Raw genomic sequence first — 22,145 nt, 5'->3', positions numbered from 1 at the left:
GTTCCGTAACCCGCTAAACCCTTAAGGCGGTTACCCTTCTCCGCCGCCCGCGCCCCCGCCCGCGCCCGTGCCCGTGTCCCTGTCCGCGCCCGTGCCCCTGCCCGCGCCCGTGCCCCTGTCCGCGCCCGTGTCCCTGTCCGCGCCCGTGTCCCACCAGAGCGTGACCCACCGGTCCCTGAGCACCGGCCACATGCCCAGCTCGACCGCGGCGGCGACGACCTCCTCCGCCCGGCCGGGCTCGAGGCAGAGCCGGCGGCAGGCGCTCTCGGCCAGCTGCTCCAGGCTCGTGAACCGCGGCAGCGGGGCCTGGCGTTCCTGCCTACGCACGCCGTACCCCAACTCCCGGGCCAGGGCCTCCACGTCCTCGGCCGTGGGCCGCTCCGGGCGGATGAGGCCGTGGAAGTGCGCCCAGAGCGGGTTGAGCCAGCTCATCGGATGGCGGTGGGTGAGCTCCAGCACGACCCGGCGGCGGGCGTGGCGGGTCAGCCCGGTCAGGAAACCGGCGAGGTCCGGCACGTTGTAGACGACGTGGGCGGCCACCGCGACGTCGGCCACCGGGACCTGCCCGGCCACGTCGGGCCAGCGGCCGAGGAACGTCCGGACCGGCACGTCCAGCGCCCGCGCCCGCGACTCCAGTTCGGCCAGCATCGCCGCGGAGGTGTCAACCGCGACCAGCGCGCCCAGTCCACCCGCGACCGCGCCCCCACCCGCCGCACCCGCGTCCGCGTCCGCGCCGCCTCCCGCCGCGCCGTCCGCGTCCGCGCCCGCGCCGCCTCCCGCCGCGCCGTCCGTGTCCGGGGCGTGGCGCGGGCGGGCCAGCGGCAGCGAGGCCGCCCCGGTGCCCGCGCCCACGTCCAGCACGGTCCCGCCGGGCGGCAGCGCCTCGGCGAGCCGTTCCTGCGTGGGGCCGTACGGCTCCGCCAGCGCGCGCTCGGTGCGCTCGGCGAACCGGGCGGGCGAGTGCGCCCACGGATCGGCCGGGGCGCGGGCCGCGATCTCCTCCGGGATCCCCCATCCGGACAGGTCGGCCCGCCACCGTCCGGCCAGCTCCGCCAGCCTTCCCCGCTCGCTCATGAGACGAGCCTAGAAGACCCCCCACGGCGGGCCAGGAGCGCCCGCCGTGCCGCCCGCCCGCTGATCGCCCGCCCGCCGCCCCGCGACCGCCCACCGCCGGCACCGGGCCCGCCCACCGCCGGTCCCTGTACGGCTCGGGACAGGTCACGGCTTCTTCAGGCCCATGTGACAAACGTCCCCGCCAGCGCTGTTTTTTACCGGTTACCGACGGGTAGCATTCTGGGTAAGGTTACCGACCAGTACGTGCCTATCCCCGGACCCCCGGTTTCAAGGAGCAGACCTCATGGGCCACTACAAGAGCAACATCCGTGACCTGGAGTTCAACCTCTTCGAGGTGTTCGGCCGCCGGGAGATCCTGGGCACCGGGCGCTTCGCGGAGCTGGACGAGGACGTCGTGCGGACCATGCTGGACGAGCTCAACCGCCTCGCCACCACGGTGCTGGCCGACTCCTTCGAGGAGGGCGACCGCACGCCCCCGGTGTTCGACCCCGCGACCAGCTCGGTGAAGATGCCCGAGGGCATCAAGAAGTCCTTCTACGCCCTGCGCGACGCCGGCTGGACCAACCTCGACCTCCCCGTCGAGCTGGGCGGCCCCGGCCTGCCGCGCAGCGTGGCGTGGGCCCTGGTGGAGCTCATCCTCGGCTCCAACCCGGCCCTGTGGATGTACTCCAGCGGCCCCGGCTTCGCCCACATCCTGCACACCATCGGCAACGAGGAGCAGAAGCGCTTCGCCGAGCTGGCCATCGAGCGCCAGTGGGGCTCCACCATGGTGCTGACCGAGCCGGACGCGGGCTCCGACGTGGGCGCCGGCCGTACCAAGGCCGTGCAGCAGCCCGACGGCACCTGGCACATCGAGGGCGTCAAGCGCTTCATCACCAGCGCCGAGCACGACATGGCCGAGAACATCTTCCACCTGGTGCTGGCCCGCCCCGAGGGCCACGGCCCCGGCACCAAGGGCCTGTCGCTCTTCCTGGTGCCGAAGTACCACGTGGACCTGGAGACCGGTGAGCTCGGCGAGCGCAACGGCGTATACGTCACCAACGTCGAGAAGAAGATGGGCCTGAAGGTCTCCACGACCTGCGAGCTCACCTTCGGCGAGAAGCACCCGGCCGTCGGCACGCTGGTCGGCGACGTGCACGCGGGCATCAAGCAGATGTTCATGGTCATCGAGCAGGCCCGGATGATGGTCGGCACCAAGGCCATCGCCACCCTGTCCACCGGCTACCTCAACGCGCTGGACTACGCCAAGTCCCGCGTGCAGGGCGCCGACCTGACCCAGATGGCCGACAAGACCGCCCCGCGCGTCACCATCACGCACCACCCGGACGTCCGCCGCGAGCTCATGCTCCAGAAGGCGTACGCCGAGGGCATGCGGGCGCTGGTCCTGCTGACCGCCACCTACCAGGACGCGGTGCAGATCGCCGAGTCCGAGGGCCGCCGGGACGAGCACGCCGAGGCGATGAACGACCTGCTGCTCCCGCTGGTCAAGGGCGTCGGCTCCGAGCGCTCCTACGAGATGCTCTCCCGCTCGCTGCAGACCCTGGGCGGCTCCGGCTACCTGCAGGACTACCCGATCGAGCAGTACATCCGGGACGCCAAGATCGACTCCCTCTACGAGGGCACCACCGCGATCCAGGGCCAGGACCTGTTCTTCCGCAAGGTGCTGCGCAACCAGGGCGTCGCCCTCGGCTCGCTCTACGGCGACATCAAGGCCTTCGCCGCCTCCGAGGCCGGCAACGGCCGCCTGAAGGAGGAGCGCGCGCTCCTGGCCGAGGCCGCCGACGAGGTCAAGGCCATGGCCGACACCATGGCCGGCTGGGCGCTGGGCTCGATGGAGGCCCCGAAGGAGGTCTACAAGGTCGGCCTCAACACCACCCGGTTCCTGCTCGCCCTGGGCGACCTGGTGATCGGCTGGCTGCTGCTGCGCCAGGCCGAGATCGCCCTGAACGCGCTGGGCTCCTCGGAGGAGGACAAGGCCTTCTACACCGGCAAGGTCGCCGCGGCCTCCTTCTTCGCCCAGACCGTGCTGCCGCGCATCGCCGCCGAGCGCCGCGTCCTGGCCGCCACCGGCCTGGACCTGATGGAGCTGCCGGAGGAGGCCTTCTAAGCCTTCCGCGGCCGCCTGTCTCCGCGACAGGCCGGAGCCGAGGGGCGGTCCCGTGCACACGGGGCCGCCCCTTTCCCGTGCCCGCACACTCCCGCCTCACCGCATCCGCTCCCGGGCCCCGGGCTCCGCCGCCCTCTGGGATTGACACGATCCGTCGTTATTCTCATACTGAGATTGTCTCACTATGAGAAGGATTGCCGATGGATGAACGCGAGTACCTGGCCGCTTACGACCCGCGCGCCTATCCGGCGGTCGCCGTGACGGTCGACGTGGTGGCCCTCACGATCATCGGGGGCCTGCTGCACGTGCTCCTGGTCGAGCGGGGCGAGCCCCCCTTCGCGGGGCGGTGGGCGCTGCCGGGCGGTTTCATCCGGCCGGGCGAGGACCTCGACCGGGCCGCGGCCCGGGAACTGTCCGAGGAGACCGGCATGACCGACCGGGTCCACATCGAGCAGCTCGCCAGCTACGGGGCACCGGACCGCGACCCCCGGATGCGGGTCGTCTCGGTCTCCTACCTGGCCTTCGCGCCGGACCTGCCCGACCCGCGGGCCGGCTCGGACGCCTCCGACGCCGCCTGGATCGGCGTCGACCATCTGCCGGAGCTGGCCTTCGACCACGAGCGGATCCTGGACCACGCCCTGGAGCGGGCCCGCGCCAAACTGGAGTACACCCCGCTGGCCACCGCCTTCGTCGGCGAGACCTTCACCATCTCCGAGCTGCGCGGGGTCTACGAGGCGGTCTGGGGCGTCCCGCTGCACGCCGGCAACTTCCACCGCAAGGTCCTGTCGGTCCCCGGGTTCGTGGAGAGCACCGGGCAGACCACCGAGAGCGGGGGCCCCCGCGGCGGCCCCCGCGCCAAGCTCTACCGGGCCGGCGACGCCAGGCTCCTCCACCCCGCCCTGCTGAGGCCCGAGCGGGAGGAGGAGGTCCGGTGACCGCTCCCCGGCCGCCCGATCCCGCCCCGGCCCGCCGAGGAGGAGATCCGGCGCCCGCCGCCCGGCCGCCCGGCCCCGCCCCGGAGCCCGCGCGAGGACATCCTGCGGCCACGACCGCCGAGGCGATCGCCCTGGTCGGCGCCGCGACGACGCCCCGGGACCTGTTCGGCGGCGACGCGCCGCGCCGGGCCTACCGGCGGCTCGCCCGGCTCCTCCACCCTGACCTGACCTCCGCCGCCGGCGCCCCGGAGGCATTCGCCCGGCTGGCCGCCCTCTGGGCCGCCGCCCTGCGCGGCGAGCCGGACGGACGGGACGGGCCGGGCGGACCCGCCGGGGAGGCGGGGGAGACCGTGCTCACCACCCGCCGGGGGACCTACCGGATCGGCCGGACGGTCCGCCGGGGCGCCACGGCCGTGCTCCGCGAGTGCTCCGGCGACCTGCTGCTGAAGGTGCCGCTCCGCCCCGCGGACAACGACCTCGTCCGGCGCGAGGCCGAGGCGCTGCGCACGCTGGAGCGCGCGGGCGACCCCCTGCTCCTGCCGTACGTGCCCCGCCTGGCGGAGACCTTCCGGCACCGCGCCGGCGGGGTGGAGCGGCAGGTCAACGTCATCAGCCGGGTCCCGGACGGCTTCCTCACCCTGGACGAGGTCCGGCGGCGGCGGCCCGTGCTCGACCCCCGGGACGCCGCGTGGATCTGGCGGCGGCTGCTGGTGGCGGTCGGCATGGCCCACCGGGCCGGGATCGTGCACGGCGCCGTCTTCGGCCACCACGTCCTCGTCCACCCCGTCGAGCACGGCCTGGTGCTCGTCGACTGGAGCCAGTCGGTCCCGGTCGGCGCCCCGCTGACCGCCCTGGTCGCCCGGCACCGCGCGGACTACCCGCCGGGTGCGCTCGCCCGTGCCCCGGCGACCGAGGCCCTCGACATCCGGCTCGCCACCCGCTGCGTCGCCGCCCTGATGGGCGTGCCCGCGGACGGCCCGGACGGCCCCGGCGCCGCCGGAGACGCCCGCGGGGTCCCCGGAAGCATGCGCGCCTTCCTGCGCGGGAGCCTGCTGGCCCCGCCCGGCGACGCCTGGCGGCTCCTGCGGGAGCTGGACGAGCTCCTCGACGACCTCTACGGACCCCGGAGATACCGCCCGCTCCTGCTGTGAGGAGCCGGCACGCCCCGACGATCCCCTCGCGAAAGAAGACCCCCATGGGAAGCGGAATCTGGTCCACCGACGTCTACTCCGCCACCTCCCGCCTCCGGGCGGCCGGCGGCGCCAGCGCCTTCGCCTACAGCGACGGCGGCGCCCGCACCGTGCACGACGACCTGAACCCCTGCGGCGTGGCGGTCCGGGAGAGCCGCGACTCCGCCGAGCACCCCGCCTCCCTGGCCGTGGCCGTCCTCTTCGACGTGACCGGCTCGATGGGGCGCGTGCCCCGCGTCCTGCAGACGCGCCTGCCCGACCTGCTCGGCCTGCTGCTGCGCAAGGGCTACGCCACCGACCCGCAGATCCTGTTCGGCGCGATCGGCGACGCCACCTGCGACCGGGCCCCGCTGCAGATCGCGCAGTACGAGTCCGACAACCGGATGGACGAGCACCTGGGCAAGGTCCTGCTGGAGGGCGGGGGCGGCGGCCAGATGTCCGAGTCCTACGAGCTGGCGATGTACTTCATGGCCCGGCACACCTCGATCGACTGCTACGAGAGGCGGGGGCGCCGCGGCTACCTGTTCGTCATCGGCGACGAGCTGCCGTACCCGGCGGTGAAGCGGCGCGAGGTCGCCGAGGTGATCGGCGACCGGCTGGAGCGGGACATCCCGACCGAGGAGATCGTCGCCGAGCTGACCCGGATGTACGACGTCTACTTCGTCCTGCCCGCCGGGGCGGGCCACTCCCGCGACCGCACGGTGGTGGACGCCTGGCGCGGGCTCCTCGGGCAGAACGTGCTGGAACTCGACGACCTGGACGCGGTCTGCGAGACCATCGCGCTCACCGTCGGCCTGGGCGAGGACGCCGTCGGCCTCGACGAGGGACTGGCGGACCTGGCGGAGATCGGCTCCACCGCCGGCGCCTCGGTCTCGCGGGCGCTGGCCCGCCTGGACCGCGGCCCGCTCGCGGCCGGCGGGTCTCCCGGCGGCCTGCTCGGCCCCGCAGACGGTCCCGGCGACGGCGGGAGCGGGGTGATCAGGCTGTGAAGGACCACGTGATCGTCATCGACCTCGGGTACGGCGACGCCGGCAAGGGCACCGTCGTGGACTGGCTCTGCGCCCGGGGCGGGGTCTCGGCGGTGGTCAGGTTCAACGGGGGCGCCCAGGCCGGGCACAACGTCGTCCTGCCCGACGGGCGGCACCACACGTTCTCGCAGTTCGGGTCGGGGACGCTGCGCGGCGTGCCGACCCACCTGTCCCGCCACGTGGTGGTGGACCCGTTCGCGCTGACCGCCGAGGTCGACCACCTGCGCCGGATCGGCGTCCCCCACCCGTACGGCATGCTCACCATCGATCGGGAGGCCCTGCTCGCCACGCCGTACCACGTGGCGGCCGGGCGGGTCCGGGAGCTGGCCCGCGGCGCCGGCCGGCACGGGTCCTGCGGCATGGGCGTCGGCGAGGTGATGTCCCACGCGCTGGAGGACCCCTCCGCGGCCCCGAGGGTCGGCGACTGCGAGCGGCCGCGGGAGCTGGCCCGCAAGCTCCAGGCGCTGCGCGAGCGGCTCGGAGGGGACGGGCCGCCGGTGGCCGACTGCGTGGCGGCCTACCGGGCCTTCGCCGGACGGGCGGTCCTCGTCGACTCCTCCCGCACCGCGGCCCTGCTGCGCAGGGGGCCCGTCCTCTTCGAGGGCGCGCAGGGGGTGCTGCTCGACGAGTGGCACGGCTTCCACCCCTACACGACGTGGAGCACCACGACCTTCGCCAACGCCGTGGAGCTGCTCGGCGGGGCGGCGGCGCTCCGGCTCGGCGTGCTGCGCACCTACACGACGCGGCACGGGCCGGGCCCGCTGGTCACCGAGGACCCCGCGCTGCGCCTGCCGGAGCCGCACAACCGGGACGGCCGCTGGCAGGGGCCGTTCCGGACCGGGCACTTCGACGCCGTCGCGCACCGCTACGCGCTGGCGGCGGCGGGCGGGGCGGACGCGCTGGCGCTGACGCACCTGGACGCGCCGGTCTCGCGGATGTGCCACTCCTACGACACCGGGGAGATCCCGGTGGGACGCAGAGGCGACCTGGACGGGCAGGCCCGGCTCACCGCGCTGCTGGGCCGGGCCCGCCCGCACTACACCGACGGGATCGACGACTGGCCGGAGGCGGTCGCCGAGGCGCTGGGCGTGCGCGTCCGGCTCGGCTCGTCCGGCCCGACCGCCCGGGACAAGGCACTGATCCCTGCGGCGGCCCCTCAGCCGGCCGGCGGGATGTTGTGATTGAACCGGAAGAGGTTGCCCGGGTCGTGGACCGCCTTCAGGCGGGCCAGCTCGGCGTAGACGTCCGGCTCGTAGGCGGCGCGCACCTGCTCGGCGGTGGCCGGGCCGTACTGGAAGTTCAGGAAGGTGCCCGAGCCCTTCAGCGTCCCGGCGAGGCTCCGGTGCGCGGCCCGGACCGCGGCCGGGTCCCGGCCGTCGAGGGGGGTGACGACGTGCAGGGCGTAGCGGGCCCGGCGGTGGCCGACCAGCGTCGGCGAGGGGGCGGCCAGTGCGCCGCCGAGGTGCCGGACCTGCACGATGCACGGCGGCTCGGCCTCCGGGTCGGCCGCCTCGAACGCCGCGGCCGGGTCCAGGTCGTCGAGCAGCACGCCGGTCCCCGCGTAGGCGTGCGCGAACGGCGGGTCGTCGCTGATCGAGGCCGACTCGGTGTAGGGCAGCTCGCGCAGGGTGTCGCGCAGCAGCGGGCCCGCCGCCCGCAGCGGCGCGACGAGCCGCTCCCCGGCCGCCGCGTCCCCTGAGAAGGCGACCCGCACGTGCAGGACGTGCCGCCCGCGCAGCGGCTCCGGCACCGCGGGGACGTCCGGGAACGGGATCAGGCCGATGGCCGAGGTCAGCTCGTCGGGCACGGCCCGCGTCCAGTCCCGCCAGGCCGCCACGGCCTCGGCGGAGGCGGGGAAGTACAGGCCGCCGCCGTACAGGCGCGTGACGGGCACCAGGGCGATCTCCATGCCGGTCACCACGCCGAAGTTGCCGCCTCCGCCCAGCAGCGCGCCGAACAGCTCGTCGCCGGGGACCAGGCGGCGCACCCGGGCGTCGGCGGTGACGATCTCGAAGGCCCGCACGTGGTCGGCGGCGTAGCCGTACCGGCGGGCCAGCAGGCCCAGGCCGCCGCCCAGGGTGTAACCGACCGCGCCGACGTGCGGGGAACTGCCGGACAGCGGCGCGAGCCCGTGGCGGGCCGCCTCCTCGATCACCCGCTGCCAGCGCGCGCCCGCCGCCACCCACGCCGTGCGGGCGCCGGGATCGACCCGCACGTCCGCCATCGCCCGGGTGGCGACGAGCACGCCGCCCTCCGCGGTGACCGCCAGGCCGTGCCCGGTGGCCTGCACCGCGACCGGCAGGTCGCGGGCGGCGGCGTACTCCACCGCGGCCCGCACGTCGTCCGCGCCGGCGGCGGCCACGACCAGGTCCGGCCGGTGCCGCCCGGCCTGCTGGAAACCGTCCCGCTCCGCGTCGTAGCCGGCCTCGCCGGGCCGGAACACCGGACCCCGTGTACGGATCATCTTCATCTTCCCTCCTTGTGGCTCGCGACCGACGGTAGGAAGGCTTGAGGACACAGAATGTCCTCAAGGCGGAGAGGAACACGGAATGAGCAAGGACATGCCGGGCCGGATGCTCCGTCTGCTCTCGCTGCTGCAGAGCCGGCGCGAGTGGCCGGGCGCGGAGCTGGCCCGGCGGCTGGGCGTCAGCGTCAGGACCGTCCGGCGGGACGTGGACCGGCTGCGGGAGCTGGGCTACCCGGTGGAGGGCACCACGGGCACGGCGGGCGGCTACCGGCTGGCCTCGGGCCGGGACCTGCCACCGCTGCTGCTGGACGACGACGAGGCCGTGGCGATCGCGGTCGGGCTGCTCACCGCGGCGGACGGCACCGTCGCCGGGGTCGCGGAGGCGTCGGTGCGGGCGCTGGCCAAGCTCCAGCGGATCCTGCCGGCCCGGCTCCGCCGCCGCTTCGACGCGGTGGCCGACGCGGTCGCCCCCGTGCCGCGCGCGGGCCTGCCCCGCGTCGACCCGGAGGCGCTGGCCGTACTGGCCACCGCCTGCCGCGACCGGGAGATGCTCGCCTTCGGGTACCGCAGCCGCTCGGGCACCGCGACCTCGCGCCGGGTCGAGCCGTACGCGCTGGTCAGCACGCACGGCCTGTGGTATCTGCTGGCCTACGACCCCGCCCGGCGGGACTGGCGGGTCTTCCGGGTGGACCGGATCACCGGGCCCCGGCCCGTCGGCTGGCGGTTCACCCCGCGCGAGCCGCCCGATCCCGACGCGCGGGCCTACGTCTCCCGGACGGTGGCGGCGGCGCCGTACCGGCACAGCGCACGGGTCACCGTACGCCTGCCGGCCGAGGAGGTCCGCGCCCGCCTGCCCACCACGATGCCCGGCAAGGTCGAGGCGGTGGACGCCGGCACGTCCGTGATCCGGCTGGGCGCCGACTCCCCGCACGTGATCGTGCGGGAGCTGGCCGCGCTCGGCGCCGACTTCACCCTCGACGGCCCGCCCGAGCTGCGCGCGCACCTGCGCGCGGCGGCACGGCGGCTGCTGGCCGCCGCCGGGGACGGCTGAGGGTCCTTCCCCGGTCGGCGGCCGCGCGGACGCCGGCCGGCCCGCCGCGCACGGAGCACCGGGCCCGGGGCAGCGGGGTCCGCTCAGATCTCGTACTGCACGGCGGCGCGGGAGGCCAGGATCGGCTTGATGTACTCGGCGATGACGGCCTGGTGCGCCGGGTGGTCCCGATAGACGGCGTAGTCGTCGGCGCTGTCGAAGTCCGCGACGATCGCCAGGTCGTGGTTGCCCGGGGAGATGCCCGCGTCGGCGCCGAAGACGTAGGAGCGCAGCTGCGGGACGGCATCCGGCAGCGTGCCCAGCGCGGTCAGGACGGCGGCCTTCTGCTCGTCGGTGGCGTCGGAGGTCCAGGCGAGCAGCACGACGTGGCGGAACATGGTCTCCCTCTCGGTTCGGGTGCCCCGCCAGCGTACGGCGGGCCGCCCGGTCGCCGCCGCCCCGCGGGCCGGGACGGCTCCCGCGCGGTGCGGGGGCCGTCCCGGCCGGGGCTCAGCCCCAGGCGAGCATGCGCAGCGGGTCCTGGAGCATGGCCCCGATGTCGCGCAGGAACAGCGAGCCGAGCTCGCCGTCCACCACCCGGTGGTCGAAGGAGAGCGCGAGCGTGCACACCTTGCGCGGCACGATCTGCCCGTCCACCACCCAGGGCAGGTCCCTGACCTGGCCGAGGGCGAGGATCGCCGACTCGCCCGGGTTGAGGATCGGCGTGCCCGCGTCCACCCCGAACACGCCCACGTTGGTGATCGTGATCGTGCCGCCCGCCATGTCGGCCGGCTGGGTGCGGCCGGCCCGCGCGGTCTCGGCGAGCGAGGTCAGCGCCGCGGCCAGCTCGGGCAGGGAGAGCGCGTGGGCGTCCTTGACGTTGGGCACGAGCAGGCCGCGCGGGGTGGCGGCGGCGATGCCGAGGTTCACGTAGTGCTTGACCACGATCTCCTGCGCCGCCTCGTCCCACGTCGAGTTGACCATGGGGCGGCGGCGGACGGCCACCAGCAGCGCCTTGGCGACCAGCAGCAGCGGCGAGACCTTGACCCCGGCGAACTCCTCCATGGCGCGCAGCCGCGCGACCGCCTCCATCGTGGCGGTCACGTCGACCTGGAGGAACTCGGTGACGTGCGGCGCGGTGAACGCCGAGGCCACCATGGCCTGGGCGGTCGCCTTCCGCACGCCCTTGACCGGGATGCGCTCCTCGCCCCCCGCCGCGGCCCGGCCGGCCGGGCGGGTGCCTGCGCGGCCTGCAGGGCCGCGTGCACGTCGTCCCGGGTGATCGAGCCCTGCGGCCCGGTCCCGGTGATCGTGGCGAGGTCGACTCCGAGGTCCTTGGCGAGCTTGCGCACCGGGGGCTTGGCCAGCACCGCGACCCGGCCCGCGCCCAGCGCGCCCGCCGCGCTCCCGGAAGCGGGAGCCGCGGGACCGGCCGCCGGGGCGGGGGCCCGGACCGCGCCCGGCGCGGGGACGCCGTTGCGGGACGCCCCGGCGCCTCCGCCCGGCGACGCCGCCGGGGACGCGGCGGGGCCCTGCGGGGCACGCGGGCCGACCGGGGCGTGCGGCTGCTTGCGGGGACGGCGCCGGGACGCGCCCGGCTTGACGCCGTAGCCGACCAGCACGGGCTGGCGCTTCTGGCCCGTCTCCCCGGCGCCCGCCGCGTCTCCCGGGCCGCCCGCGGGGACCGCCGGGACCATGTCCTCGGCCAGGGCCGCCCGCCCGCCCGGCGTCCCCGCCGCCGGGGCCGGGCCCGAGCCGTCGTCGACCGCGATGATGGGCCGTCCGACGTCGACCGTCTCGCCCTCCTCGGCCAGCAGCGCGGCCACCACCCCCTCGAACGGGCAGGGCAGCTCGACGACGGCCTTGGCGGTCTCGATCTCCACGATGGTCTGGTTGACCTTGACCGGGTCGCCGGGCTTGACGTGCCAGCGGACGATCTCGGCCTCGGTCAGGCCCTCGCCCACGTCGGGGAGCTTGAACTCCTTCACCGTCCCCCCTCTCAGAACGCGAACGCGCGGTCGACGGCGTCCAGCACCCGGTCCAGGTCCGGCAGGTAGTGGTCCTCCAGCCGGGACGGCGGGTACGGGGTGGACGGCCCGCCCACCCGCAGCACCGGCGACTCCAGGTGGTAGAAGCACTCCTCGGTGATCCGGGCGGCCAGCTCGGCCCCGTAGCCGCTGAAGACGGGGGCCTCGTGCACCACCACGCACCGCCCGGTGCGCCGGACCGACTCCACCACCGCGGGCAGGTCGAGCGGGTTGAGCGAGCGCAGGTCGACGACCTCCAGGGACCGGCCGTCCTCCTGCGCGGCGTGCGCGGCCTCCAGGCAGGTGCGGACCATCGGCCCGTAGGCCAGCAGGGTGGCGTCGGTGCCGGGCCGTACGACGCGGGCGGCGTCCAGCGGGTGCCAGTCGCCGGCGGCGGCGGAGGTGTCGACCTCGGCCTTGTCCCAGTAGCGGCGCTTGGGCTCGAAGAAGACGACCGGGTCGTCGCAGCGGATCGCCTGCTGGATCATCGTGTAGGCGTCCGCCGGGTTGGAGCAGGCCACCACCCGCAGGCCCGCGGTGTGCGTGAAGTAGACCTCGGGGGACTCGCTGTGGTGCTCGACCGCCCCGATGCCGCCGCCGCACGGGATGCGCACCACGACCGGGAGGCGGACCTTGCCGAGCGAGCGCATCGGCATCTTGGCGAGCTGGGTGATGATCTGGTCGGCGGCGGGGAAGACGAAGCCGTCGAACTGGATCTCGCAGACCGGCCGGTAGCCGCGGAGCGCCAGGCCGATCGCGGTGCCGATGATGCCGGACTCGGCCAGCGGGGTGTCGATGACCCGCTGCTCGCCGAAGTCCTTCTGCAGGCCGTCGGTGACGCGGAAGACGCCGCCGAGCTTGCCCACGTCCTCGCCCATGACGAGGACCTTGGGGTCGTCCTCCATCGCCTTGCGCATGCCCTCGTTCAGCGCCTTGGCCAGGGTGAGCGTCGTCATCCTTCGACCCCCTCGTTCTCGAATCCGGCGAGGTAGGCGGCGAACTCGGCGCGTTCGGCCTCCACGAGCCGGTGCGGCTCGGCGTACACGTGATCGAAGATCTCCAGCGGCCGCGGGTCGGGCATCGCCAGGCAGCGCCTGCGCATGTCCTTGCCGAGCTCGTCGGCCTCGGCGTCGATCGCCTCGAAGAACTCCTGGTCGGCGAGGCTGTTGCGGACGAGGTAGGCCTTGACCCGCTCGATCGGGTCCTTGAGCTTCCACGCCTCCAGCTCGTCGGCCAGCCGGTAGCGGGTCGGGTCGTCGGAGGTGGTGTGCGCGCCCATCCGGTAGGTGTAGGCCTCGATCAGCACCGGGCCCTGACCGGACCGGGCGTCGGCCAGCGCCTTGCGGGTGACGGCGAGGCAGGCGAAGACGTCGTTGCCGTCCACCCGGATGCCGGGGAAGCCGAACCCGCTGGCCCGGCGGTAGAGCGGGATGCGCGACTGCTTCTCCAGCGGCTCGGAGATGGCCCACTGGTTGTTCTGGCAGAAGAACACGACCGGGGCGTTGAACACCGAGGCCCAGATGAACGACTCGTTCACGTCGCCCTGGGAGGTGGCGCCGTCGCCGAAGTAGACGATCGAGGCCGCGCCGTCCTCGCCGACGGCGCCGTCGCGCTGGATGCCCATGGCGTAGCCGACCGCGTGCAGGGTCTGGCTGCCGATGACGATCGTGTAGAGGTGGAAGTTGTGCTCGGCGGGGTCCCAGCCGCCGTGGTTGACCCCGCGGAACAGGCCGAGGAGGTTCACCGGGTCGACGCCGCGGCACCAGGCCACGCCGTGCTCGCGGTAGGTCGGGAACGCCATGTCGGCGCCGGTCAGGGCCCGGCCGGAGCCGATCTGCGCGGCCTCCTGGCCGAGCAGCGAGGCCCACAGGCCCAGCTCGCCCTGGCGCTGCAGGGCGACGGCCTCCAGGTCGACCCTGCGCACCAGGACCAGGTCGCGGTAGAGCCCGCGGACCTCCTCCGGCGTCAGGTCGATGTCGTAGTCGGGGTGCGCGACCCGCTCTCCTTCGGGGGTCAGCAACTGGACGAGCTCGGGGGGTGCTTCCGCACCACGAGAGGCGTCGGCTGTCACGTGCCGCTCCTGTGTGCTCGGGGCCGCCGCGGGCGGGGTCGCCGCTCGCGTCCGGCCGGTCAGCTCCGCACCGGGTCCGGGTGATGGTGGACCGTCTGCGTTTGCAGACATCGTGGCAGACATCACACACCCGTGCGCAAGCCCTGCTCCGACGTCCATACCGGTCCCGTTCCCCGCCGGGCGTCCCCGCACCCGCGCGGACCCGTCCCGGTCCCCGGCGGCGGCGCGCCTACGGGGGACCGTTACGCTTGTGGCGCCCGACCATCACCGCCGCATCCTGGAGGAACACCGTGGCGCGCGTCATCGTGGACGTCATGCTGAAGCCCGAGATTCTCGACGCCCAGGGCCAGGCCATCGCCCGCGCCCTGCCGCGGCTGGGGTTCACCGGCGTCACCGCGGTGCGGCAGGGCAAGCGGTTCGAGGTGGAGATCGACGGCCCCGCCGACGAGGCGGCGCTTTCGGATGTCCGGAAGATGGCCGAGACGCTCCTGGCCAACACGGTCATCGAGGACTACCGGGTCACCGTCGAATCCTGATTAGGCAGATATCGGCACCACAATTGCCGAATGTCGGTTAAATCCATCTCTGGCCGGTGGCGCCGCCATGTCCTGACCAACAGTGGACAACATCACGGTTATTCCGCGGTTAGGCCGGATCCCGCGGGGAAACCTAGTCACGGTGGTGTCTGGACCGGGAGGGATCCGGTGGATTTCGAGTTCTCATTGGCTCTGCCAAGAGAGGCGATCGGCATTCCGATGGTCCGCAGGATCCTCGGCGATTCCCTCGCCTCCCGCGGCGTCACCGCCGGCTGCGTCTCCGACATCCTGCTCGCCGTCACCGAGGCGTGCGCCAACGCCGTACGGCACGGCGGCCCGGACAACCGCTACCAGGTCAAGGCCGCGATCGGCCGCGACCGCTGCGACGTCCGCGTCATCGACCGGGGCCACGGCGTGGTGCGCCTGCCCGAGCGCTACCCGCCGACCGACGTCGAGAACGGCCGCGGCATCCTGATCATGCGGTCCGTGGTGGACGAGATCTCCTTCGACATGGCCCCGGGCCGGGGCACCACGGTGCACCTGAGCAAGCAGCTCTCCCTGCGGCCGGACGCCCAGCGCCCCGCCTCCGCCCGCGCCCGCGAACTCGCCCCCGCCTGAGCGCTCCGCGCCCTCGCGCGCACCGCGTTGTCAGCTCCCGCCGGCGAGCGGATAGCCTGAGCACACCGCCGCAGACCGCCGTCCGATGTGTGAGACGCCGGCGCGGCGCTCGTTTGTGGAGGGGAACGCTGTCATGAGTGCTGCCCGCGTGGGCGTCGTCACTTTTCCCGGAACTCTTGACGATCAGGACGCGGCCCGTGCCGTGCGCCATGCGGGCGGCGAGGCCGTCCCGCTGTGGCACGCCGACCCCGACCTCAAGGGGGTGGACGCCGTCTTCCTGCCCGGCGGGTTCTCCTACGGGGACTACCTCCGGTGCGGCGCGATCTCCCGGTTCGCGCCGCTGATGGAGGAGCTGATCCCCGCCGCCCGGGCCGGTCTCCCCGTCCTGGGGACCTGCAACGGCTTCCAGATCCTCTGCGAGGCCCACCTGCTGCCCGGCGCGCTGATGCGCAACGCCGGGCTCCACTACATCTGCCGCGACCAGGGCATCCGGGTGGAGAACACCGGCACCCCCTGGACCTCGGACTTCACCGAGGGCCAGGAGATCCTGCTCCCGATCAAGCACGGCGAGGGCCGCTACGTCGCCGACGCGGAGACGCTCGCGGCGCTGGAGGCAGGCGGCCAGGTGGTCTTCCGCTACGTCGGCGGCAACCCCAACGGCTCCCTGAACGACATCGCGGGCATCCGCAACGAGGCCGGCAACGTCGTCGGCCTGATGCCCCACCCCGAGCACGCCGTCGAGGAACTGACCGGCGCCCCGAGCACGGACGGCCGCGGGTTCTTCACCTCGATCCTGAAGAAGCTGGTGAACGCGTGAGTCAGACTGAGCGGTCGGTCCTGGACACGGTCGAGCGGGCCGCGCGGACCCCCGACGAGCGCCAGCCGTACGCCGAGCTGGGCATGAAGACCGACGAGTACGAGCGGGTCCGGCAGATCCTCGGCCGCCGCCCGACCAGCTCCGAGCTGGCCATCTACAGCGTCATGTGGAGCGAGCACTGCTCCTACAAGTCCTCCAAGGTGCACCTGCGGCAGTTCGGCACCAAGGCGCCGAAGTCCGACGCGCTCCTGGTCGGCATGGGCGAGAACGCTGGCGTCGTGGACGTCGGCGACGGCTGGGCCGCCACCTTCAAGATCGAGTCGCACAACCACCCGTCCTACGTCGAGCCGCACCAGGGCGCGGCCACCGGCGTCGGCGGCATCGTCCGCGACATCATGTCGATGGGCGCCCGGCCGATCGCGGTCATGGACTCCCTGCGCTTCGGCGGCGCCGAGGCGGCCGACACCCGCCGGGTGCTGCCCGGCGTGGTCGAGGGCATCAGCCACTACGGCAACTGCCTGGGCCTGCCCAACATCGGCGGCGAGGTCGTCTTCGACCCCTGCTACATCGGCAACCCGCTGGTCAACGCGCTCTGCGTCGGCCTGCTCCGCAAGGACCAGATCAAGCTGGCCACCGCGCCCGGCCCCGGCAACAAGGTCGTGCTGTTCGGCGCGCTGACCGGTCCCGACGGCATCGGCGGCGCCTCGGTGCTGGCGAGCGCGACCTTCGAGGACGAGTCGCAGGCCAAGCGCCCCAGCGTCCAGGTCGGCGACCCGTTCATGGAGAAGCTGCTGATCGAGTGCTGCCTGGAGCTGTACCAGGCGGACGTGGTCGTCGGCATCCAGGACCTCGGCGCGGCCGGCGTCTCCTGCGCCACCACCGAGCTGGCGGCCAAGGGCACCGGCGGCATGGACGTCAGGCTGGACCTCGTCCCGCTGCGCGACCCGTCGCTGCGGCCGGAGGAGATCCTGATGAGCGAGTCGCAGGAGCGCATGATGGCGGTCGTCGCCCCCGACGACATCGACGCCTTCATGGCGATCTGCGCCAAGTGGGACATCCCCGCGACCGTGATCGGCGAGGTCACCGACTCCGGCCGCCTGGTCATGACCTGGCACGGCGAGACCATCGTGGACATCCCGCCGGGCACCGCGGCCGACGAGGGCCCGGTCTACGAGCGGCCGTACCACGAGCCGGCCGGGCAGGCCGAGCTCAACGCGGCCTCGCCCGCCGGCCTGCCCCGCCCGGACGACCTGCGCGCCACGCTGCTGACGCTCCTCGGCTCGCCGAACCTCGCCTCCAAGGAGTGGGTGACCTCCCAGTACGACCGGTACGTCCGGGGCAACACCGTGCTGGCCCAGCCCGCCGACGCGGGCGTGCTGCGGATCAGCGAGGCCATGCCGGGCGCCGAGGAGACCACCCGGGGCATCGCGCTGGCCACCGACGGCAACGGCCGCTACGCCCGCCTCGACCCGTACGCCGGGGCGCAGCTCGCCCTGGCCGAGGCCTACCGGAACGTCGCGGTGACCGGCGCCGTGCCGCTGGCCGTGACCAACTGCCTCAACTTCGGCTCCCCGGAGGACCCCGAGGTCATGTGGCAGTTCGCCGAGGCCGTGCGCGGCCTGGCCGACGCCTGCCAGGCCCTGGGCGTCCCGGTGACCGGCGGGAACGTCTCCTTCTACAACCAGACGGGCTCGGACGCGATCCACCCGACCCCGGTGGTGGGCGTGCTCGGCGTGATCGAGGACGTCGCCAGGCGGGTGCCCAGCGGCTTCACCGGCGAGGGCGACAAGGTCGTCCTGCTCGGCGAGACCGGCGAGGACTTCGGCGGCTCGGAGTGGGCCCACGTGGTCCACGGGCACCTGGGCGGCCTCCCGCCGGAGCTGGACCTGGTGGCGGAGAAGGCCCTGGCGGAGGTGCTCACCGAGGCCGCGGCGCGCGGCCTGCTGACCGGCTCCCACGACCTGTCCGACGGCGGGCTGGCCATCGCCCTGGCCGAGGCCTGCCTGGCCCGGGGGATCGGCTGCACCGTCTCCCTCACCGGGCAGGACGCGTTCACCGACCTGTTCAGCGAGTCGGCCTCCCGTGCGCTGGTGACCGTGCGGCCGGAGTCCTTCGACGCCTTCGCCGAGCTGTGCGCCGCCCACGAGGTGCCCTGCTACGGCCTGGGCGTCACCGGCGGCTCCTCGCTGGTCGTGGAGGGCGTCCTGGAGATCCCCGTCGCCGAGCTCCGCGAGACCCACACCGCGACCCTCCCGGCCGTCTTCGGCTGACCGGTCCGGAACGTGACGAGGGGTGCGGCCCGGCGGGCCGCACCCCTTTCCCGCTTCTCCACACCGCGCCGCCGCACGCGCGTCCCGCCCGCCCGGCGGCGGACCCGCGGCATCTCGCGCCGCGACGTCTCAGGCGAGCAGTTCCCGCATCGTGACGGTGATCGGGAACGGCACCGCGACCCGGAGCTTCTCCCGCTCGATGCCGGTCGGCACGTAGGCGCCCGTGGTGTCGTCCAGTTCGTACACGTGCACGGCCGGACGGCCGTCCTCGTTCTCGATCCGCCAGAAGGGGCGGATGCCGGCCTGCGCGTAGCGCTCGGGCTCGACCTTCCGGTCCCGCTCCTCCGAGTCCGGGGACACGACCTCGACGGCGAGGACGACCTCTTCGGGCCGGTAGGTGGTGCGATCCAGTCCTGATCCGGACGGCTCCCGGACGACCATGAGGTCCGGTCCCGGTCGCTGCCTCCGCCCCAGTGTGACGGTCATCTCGCGTACCACGTCGCAGTCTTCGGGAACTGCGGACCTCAGCACCCGGACGAGATCGTCGACGATCCTCATGTGCAGCTTCGTCTGCGGGGCCGCACGACGAGGGCGCCGTCGATGAGCTCGACGTGACGCGGCGCCTCCGGGGGAAGCCGGTCGAGGTCCTCGTCGGTCCAGCCGTCCGGCGGCGGACGGAGCGGGACAGGCGGCACTTCTCTCACCGTCTCCCCTCCCTCCACGGGACACCTCCGCATGACGATCCGCCCCGCCCGGCACCGGTATTCCCGGTGTCTTTCTCCCCGCACTTCTTCGCATTCCGGATGGGCGGAGAATTCCCGGCGCCGTCCGGCGGAACCGATGGGCCGGTGTCGATCCGGGAATCGTGCGGGAGGGCCCGGGAAACGGAAACCCGTTGGCGGCACCGGTGGGGTGCCGGATAATCGGGGCGTTCGGGGGAACCCGCCCGCGGGGCGGGGCGGACACCGCGGGGATCGCACGATCCCCGCCGAACACGGAGGCCGCTGTGCCGACGAACGACCCGACGGCCGAACCGGGAGCCGGGACCGCCGTGCCGGAGCCGTACCCCCGCGCCGTCCCGGTGACCGGTGCCACGGCCCCGATGACCACCGGAGCCGGGCCGGAGCCGTACCTCCCCCCGGCCACGCAGCCGGTCCGCGCGGTGGTCTGGCTGCTCCACCTGGCGCTGCCGATGCTGGGACTCTGGCTGCTGCTCGCCCGGCCGCACCTCGACGCCCGCTGGCAGGACGACCCCGCCCACTTCTGGATGATCATCGCCGTGGCCGGGATCAGCCTGGTCCTGGGCGCGCTGGTCAGCCGGGCCGCCGCCCGGCGCGCGGACGCCCGGCTGCTGCTGGTCTCGCTGGTCTTCCTCGGCAGCGCGGGCTTCTTCCTCGTGCACGGCCTGACCACCCCGAGGGTCATCCTGCCGGGACCGAGCCGCGGGTTCGACCTGTCCCACCCGGTCGGCCTCCTGGTCTCCTCGGTGTTCGCCTTCGCCGCGGCCCTGCCGCTGGGCGAGCGGGCGGCGGCGCTCGTGCTGCGGGCGCGGCACGTGCTGCGCGGCGCCCTGGCTGCGGTGGTCGCCGGCTGGGCCCTGGCCTGCCTGGTGCCGGGCCTCACCCCGCTCAGCGGGCGCCCGCCCGCGCCCGGCGCCGGCCTCGGCGGCGCGGACCTGGCCGCGGTCGCCCTGTACGGCGCGGCGGCGGCGCTGACGTTCCGGCTGCACCGCAGGCGGCCGGCGGCGATGCTGGTCAGCCTGGTCACCGCCTACGCGCTGCTCGCCGAGGCGGCCGTCGCCGGGATGCCGCACCGCAACTGGCATCTGTCCTGGTGGCTGTGGCACGTGCTGCTCGTGCTGGCCTTCGGGTTCGTCGCCTACAGCGCCCACCTTCAGTTCCGGCGCGAGGGCTCGGCCGCCGGGCTGTTCGACTCGGTGACCCTGGCCGCGACCGTGCGCAGGCTGCGCGGCGAGTACGAGCAGGCGCTGGAGGAGCTCGTCGGCCACCTGCGGCGCAGCGCGGACGGCGGCCCGGGCACCGGCCCCGGCTCCGGCCCCGGTGACTCCGCGGGCCGCCGCGCGACGCGGCAGGTCCCGGTGGCGACCAGGCTCGCCGGCAAGTTCGGCCTCACCGAGGCGCAGGCCGCCGTGCTCGACCGGGCCGGCGCGGCGCTGGCCGCCGAACGCGAGCTGTCCGAGCGGCTGGCCGCCCTGGTGGACCTGGGCAACCGGGCACGGGTCGGCCTGCCCGAGGACGAGCTGCTCGCCCAGGCGGTGGACCGGGCCCGGCGGGCGTACGGGGACGTGCGCCTCGGACTCGTCGCGGACGGGCGGGTCGCGGTCGGCGCGGCCGAGTACACCGCGGAGGACTTCCCCGGCGGCCGTGCGGTGCGGCGCGGCGGCGCGGTGGTCCACCCGCTGACCGTCAAGGGCAGGCTCGCCGGGGCGCTGGAGGTACCGGTCGGCGCGACCTCCCAGGACGAGGCGCTCGCGGCCACGCTCGCCGGGCAGCTCTCGATCGCCCTGGAGAACGTCCGGCTCTACCGGGAGCTGGAAGGGCTCTTCCGGAACTACATGTCCCCGGACGTGGCGCAGGCGCTGCTGGCCGACCCCCGCCGGGCCGAGCTGGGCGGCGAGCTGGTCGAGCTGACCGCGCTCTTCGCCGACCTGAAGGGCTTCACAGGCTTCTCCGAGCGGGTCGCGCCCGCCGAGATCGTCGAGATGCTGAACCGCTACCACGGCGCGGCCGTGCCGATCGTGCTCGGCCACGGCGGCACGATCGTGCAGTTCGTCGGCGACGCGCTGCTGGCGCTGTTCAACGCCCCGGCCCGGCAGCCCGGCCACGCCGAGGCGGCGGCCCGGGCGGCGCTGGCCATGCAGGAGGCCGCCGGGAAGATCGCCGCCGAGACGCCCGGCTACCCCCGGTTCAGGATCGGCGTCAACACCGGGCCCGCGCTGGTGGGCAACATCGGCAGCCCCGAGCTGCGCGGGTTCAACGCGATGGGCGACTGCGTGAACGTCGCCGCCCGGCTGGAGGGCGTCGCCGAGCCCGGCACCGTGGTGATCGGTCAGAGCACGCTCGACCTGCTCGGCCCCCGGGCGCGGGTCCGGCCGCTGGGCGGGCTGAGCCTCAAGGGCAAGCGGCAGCCCGTCCACGCCTACGTGCTGTCCGGGCTGCCGTGACCCCGGACCCCGCAGCGGAGAGCCCCCCGGGACCGCCCGCGCACCCGCACGCCGTACCGCACCGGCACGGCCGGCGCCGCCGTGCCGCCCGGCCCGTCCCTCCAGGAGGAGAAACCGATGAGCCCTTCCCCCGAACCGGGTGAGTTCCTCGCCCTGCTCACCCCCGAGGAGACCGCCGGGCTGCGCGCCGCCGGGCGGGTCCGGCGCTGGGAGCGGGGCGCGACCCTGATGACCGAGGGCGACGCCGCCGACTGGGTGCTCGTGCTCACCTCCGGCCGGGTCAAGGTCTCCTCGCACACCGCCGCCGGGACCGAGGTGGTGCTCGCCGTGCGCGGGCCGGGTGCGCTGCTGGGCGAGTTCTCCGCCATCGACGGCCTGCCGCGCTCGGCCACGGTCACCGCGCTGGAACCGGTCGAGGGCATCGCCGTCCACGACTTCCCGGCCTTCCTGCGCCAGCACGGCCGCGTCGCCGTGCTGCTGCTGCGGACGGTGACCGGCCGGGTCCGCGACGCCGACCGCAAGCGGATCGAGTACGGCGCGTTCGACACCACCGGGCGGGTCGCCACCCGGCTGGTGGAGCTGGCCGAGCGGTACGGCGAGCAGGCCGGCGGCGCGGTGCGGGTGGCGCTCCCGCTCTCCCAGGACGAGCTGGCCGGGTGGACCGGCGCCTCCCGGGAGGCGGTCAGCAAGGCGCTGCGCGCGCTCAGGGACCGGGGGCTGATCGAGACCGGCCGCCGCCGGGTCGTCGTCCACGACATGGAGGGCCTGCGCAGGCGGGCCAGGTGAGCGCT

The 22,145-nt window shown here is 74.5% G+C and carries 19 protein-coding genes and 1 pseudogene; 12 read left to right on the top strand and 8 right to left on the bottom strand.

Going from position 1 to position 22,145, the window contains the following annotated elements; all coding sequences use genetic code 11:
- Positions 1 to 30 precede the first annotated feature (30 nt).
- A complete protein-coding gene (locus ABD823_RS19260) occupies positions 31 to 1,074 on the bottom strand; it encodes a class I SAM-dependent methyltransferase (RefSeq protein ID WP_344861488.1) in 1,044 nt (347 codons plus the stop codon).
- Positions 1,075 to 1,357: 283 nt separating this feature from the next.
- On the opposite strand from ABD823_RS19260, the gene ABD823_RS19255 reads away from it, so the two are divergent.
- From ABD823_RS19255 to ABD823_RS19235, 5 genes are all read left to right on the top strand, one after another.
- Entirely contained in the window at positions 1,358 to 3,181 is a 1,824-nt protein-coding gene (locus ABD823_RS19255; RefSeq protein ID WP_344861487.1) for an acyl-CoA dehydrogenase, read from the top strand.
- 200 nt (positions 3,182 to 3,381) lie between these two features.
- Positions 3,382 to 4,116 (top strand): NUDIX hydrolase, encoded by a 735-nt coding sequence (locus ABD823_RS19250; protein ID WP_344861485.1) that lies wholly within the window; start codon positions 3,382 to 3,384, stop codon positions 4,114 to 4,116.
- Positions 4,113 to 5,267 carry a lipopolysaccharide kinase InaA family protein gene (locus tag ABD823_RS19245; RefSeq protein WP_344861483.1) on the top strand — a complete coding sequence of 385 codons (1,155 nt, stop codon included), beginning with the start codon at positions 4,113 to 4,115 and terminating at the stop codon, positions 5,265 to 5,267. The genes ABD823_RS19250 and ABD823_RS19245 overlap by 4 nt, the downstream gene beginning before the upstream one ends.
- Positions 5,268 to 5,311: 44 nt before the next feature.
- The gene (locus tag ABD823_RS19240; protein ID WP_344861481.1) at positions 5,312 to 6,295 is read left to right on the top strand and encodes a hypothetical protein; all 984 of its coding nucleotides are present in this window, start codon (positions 5,312 to 5,314) and stop codon (positions 6,293 to 6,295) included.
- Positions 6,292 to 7,515, top strand: coding sequence for an adenylosuccinate synthetase (locus tag ABD823_RS19235; RefSeq protein WP_344861479.1), 1,224 nt, complete (start codon positions 6,292 to 6,294; stop codon positions 7,513 to 7,515). The genes ABD823_RS19240 and ABD823_RS19235 overlap by 4 nt, the downstream gene beginning before the upstream one ends.
- On the opposite strand, the gene ABD823_RS19230 is transcribed toward ABD823_RS19235, so the two are convergent.
- A complete protein-coding gene (locus ABD823_RS19230; RefSeq protein ID WP_344861477.1) occupies positions 7,491 to 8,798 on the bottom strand; it encodes an FAD-binding oxidoreductase in 1,308 nt (435 codons plus the stop codon). The genes ABD823_RS19235 and ABD823_RS19230 overlap by 25 nt on opposite strands.
- An 85-nt stretch (positions 8,799 to 8,883) precedes the next feature.
- On the opposite strand from ABD823_RS19230, the gene ABD823_RS19225 reads away from it, so the two are divergent.
- Positions 8,884 to 9,852, top strand: a complete 969-nt coding sequence (locus tag ABD823_RS19225) for a helix-turn-helix transcriptional regulator (protein ID WP_344861476.1) — start codon at positions 8,884 to 8,886, stop codon at positions 9,850 to 9,852.
- 83 nt (positions 9,853 to 9,935) lie between these two features.
- Here the strand turns inward: ABD823_RS19225 and ABD823_RS19220 are convergent, their stop codons facing one another.
- The 4 genes and pseudogenes from ABD823_RS19220 to pdhA all read right to left on the bottom strand — a co-directional run bounded on the left by ABD823_RS19220 (position 9,936) and on the right by pdhA (position 13,929).
- Entirely contained in the window at positions 9,936 to 10,229 is a 294-nt protein-coding gene (locus tag ABD823_RS19220; protein ID WP_344861474.1) for a Dabb family protein, read from the bottom strand.
- A gap of 112 nt (positions 10,230 to 10,341) precedes the next feature.
- Positions 10,342 to 11,834, bottom strand: a pseudogene (locus tag ABD823_RS19215) (dihydrolipoamide acetyltransferase family protein).
- On the bottom strand, positions 11,831 to 12,814 hold the full coding sequence (locus ABD823_RS19210) for an alpha-ketoacid dehydrogenase subunit beta (protein WP_344861472.1): 984 nt from the start codon (positions 12,812 to 12,814) through the stop codon (positions 11,831 to 11,833). The pseudogene ABD823_RS19215 and the gene ABD823_RS19210 overlap by 4 nt, the downstream one beginning before the upstream one ends.
- On the bottom strand, positions 12,811 to 13,929 hold the full coding sequence (pdhA, locus tag ABD823_RS19205; protein WP_344861470.1) for a pyruvate dehydrogenase (acetyl-transferring) E1 component subunit alpha: 1,119 nt from the start codon (positions 13,927 to 13,929) through the stop codon (positions 12,811 to 12,813). Before pdhA ends, ABD823_RS19210 begins: the two co-directional genes overlap by 4 nt.
- A 290-nt stretch (positions 13,930 to 14,219) precedes the next feature.
- Here pdhA and purS point away from each other — a divergent pair, with 290 nt between their 5' ends.
- From purS to purL, 4 genes are all read left to right on the top strand, one after another.
- Positions 14,220 to 14,465 (top strand): phosphoribosylformylglycinamidine synthase subunit PurS, encoded by a 246-nt coding sequence (gene purS / locus ABD823_RS19200; protein ID WP_344861468.1) that lies wholly within the window; start codon positions 14,220 to 14,222, stop codon positions 14,463 to 14,465.
- Between the two features lie 168 nt (positions 14,466 to 14,633).
- Positions 14,634 to 15,083: an ATP-binding protein gene (locus tag ABD823_RS19195; protein ID WP_344861466.1), complete on the top strand. Its 450-nt coding sequence runs from the start codon at positions 14,634 to 14,636 to the stop codon at positions 15,081 to 15,083.
- 133 nt (positions 15,084 to 15,216) lie between these two features.
- A complete protein-coding gene (gene purQ / locus ABD823_RS19190) occupies positions 15,217 to 15,900 on the top strand; it encodes a phosphoribosylformylglycinamidine synthase subunit PurQ (protein ID WP_344861464.1) in 684 nt (227 codons plus the stop codon).
- Positions 15,897 to 18,170, top strand: a complete 2,274-nt coding sequence (gene purL / locus ABD823_RS19185; RefSeq protein WP_344861462.1) for a phosphoribosylformylglycinamidine synthase subunit PurL — start codon at positions 15,897 to 15,899, stop codon at positions 18,168 to 18,170. The genes purQ and purL overlap by 4 nt, the downstream gene beginning before the upstream one ends.
- 129 nt (positions 18,171 to 18,299) lie before the next feature.
- Here the strand turns inward: purL and ABD823_RS19180 are convergent, their stop codons facing one another.
- Together ABD823_RS19180 and ABD823_RS19175 are read right to left on the bottom strand one after the other, a co-directional pair.
- Positions 18,300 to 18,728 (bottom strand): Uma2 family endonuclease, encoded by a 429-nt coding sequence (locus tag ABD823_RS19180; protein ID WP_344861460.1) that lies wholly within the window; start codon positions 18,726 to 18,728, stop codon positions 18,300 to 18,302.
- On the bottom strand, positions 18,725 to 18,874 hold the full coding sequence (locus tag ABD823_RS19175; protein WP_344861458.1) for a hypothetical protein: 150 nt from the start codon (positions 18,872 to 18,874) through the stop codon (positions 18,725 to 18,727). The genes ABD823_RS19180 and ABD823_RS19175 overlap by 4 nt, the downstream gene beginning before the upstream one ends.
- Before the next feature lie 302 nt (positions 18,875 to 19,176).
- On the opposite strand from ABD823_RS19175, the gene ABD823_RS19170 reads away from it, so the two are divergent.
- Together ABD823_RS19170 and ABD823_RS19165 are read left to right on the top strand one after the other, a co-directional pair.
- Complete coding sequence (locus tag ABD823_RS19170) at positions 19,177 to 21,354, top strand: adenylate/guanylate cyclase domain-containing protein (RefSeq protein ID WP_344861456.1); 2,178 nt, start codon at positions 19,177 to 19,179, stop codon at positions 21,352 to 21,354.
- A 117-nt stretch (positions 21,355 to 21,471) separates the two neighbouring features.
- Entirely contained in the window at positions 21,472 to 22,140 is a 669-nt protein-coding gene (locus ABD823_RS19165) for a Crp/Fnr family transcriptional regulator (RefSeq protein WP_344861454.1), read from the top strand.
- Positions 22,141 to 22,145 lie beyond the last annotated feature (5 nt).

The sequence above is a fragment of the Planomonospora alba genome (assembly GCF_039534085.1).
Lineage (GTDB): Bacteria > Actinomycetota > Actinomycetes > Streptosporangiales > Streptosporangiaceae > Planomonospora_B > Planomonospora_B alba.
The sequence above is the reverse complement of the archived record's forward strand: the minus strand, read 5'-3'. Positions and strand labels throughout refer to the sequence as shown.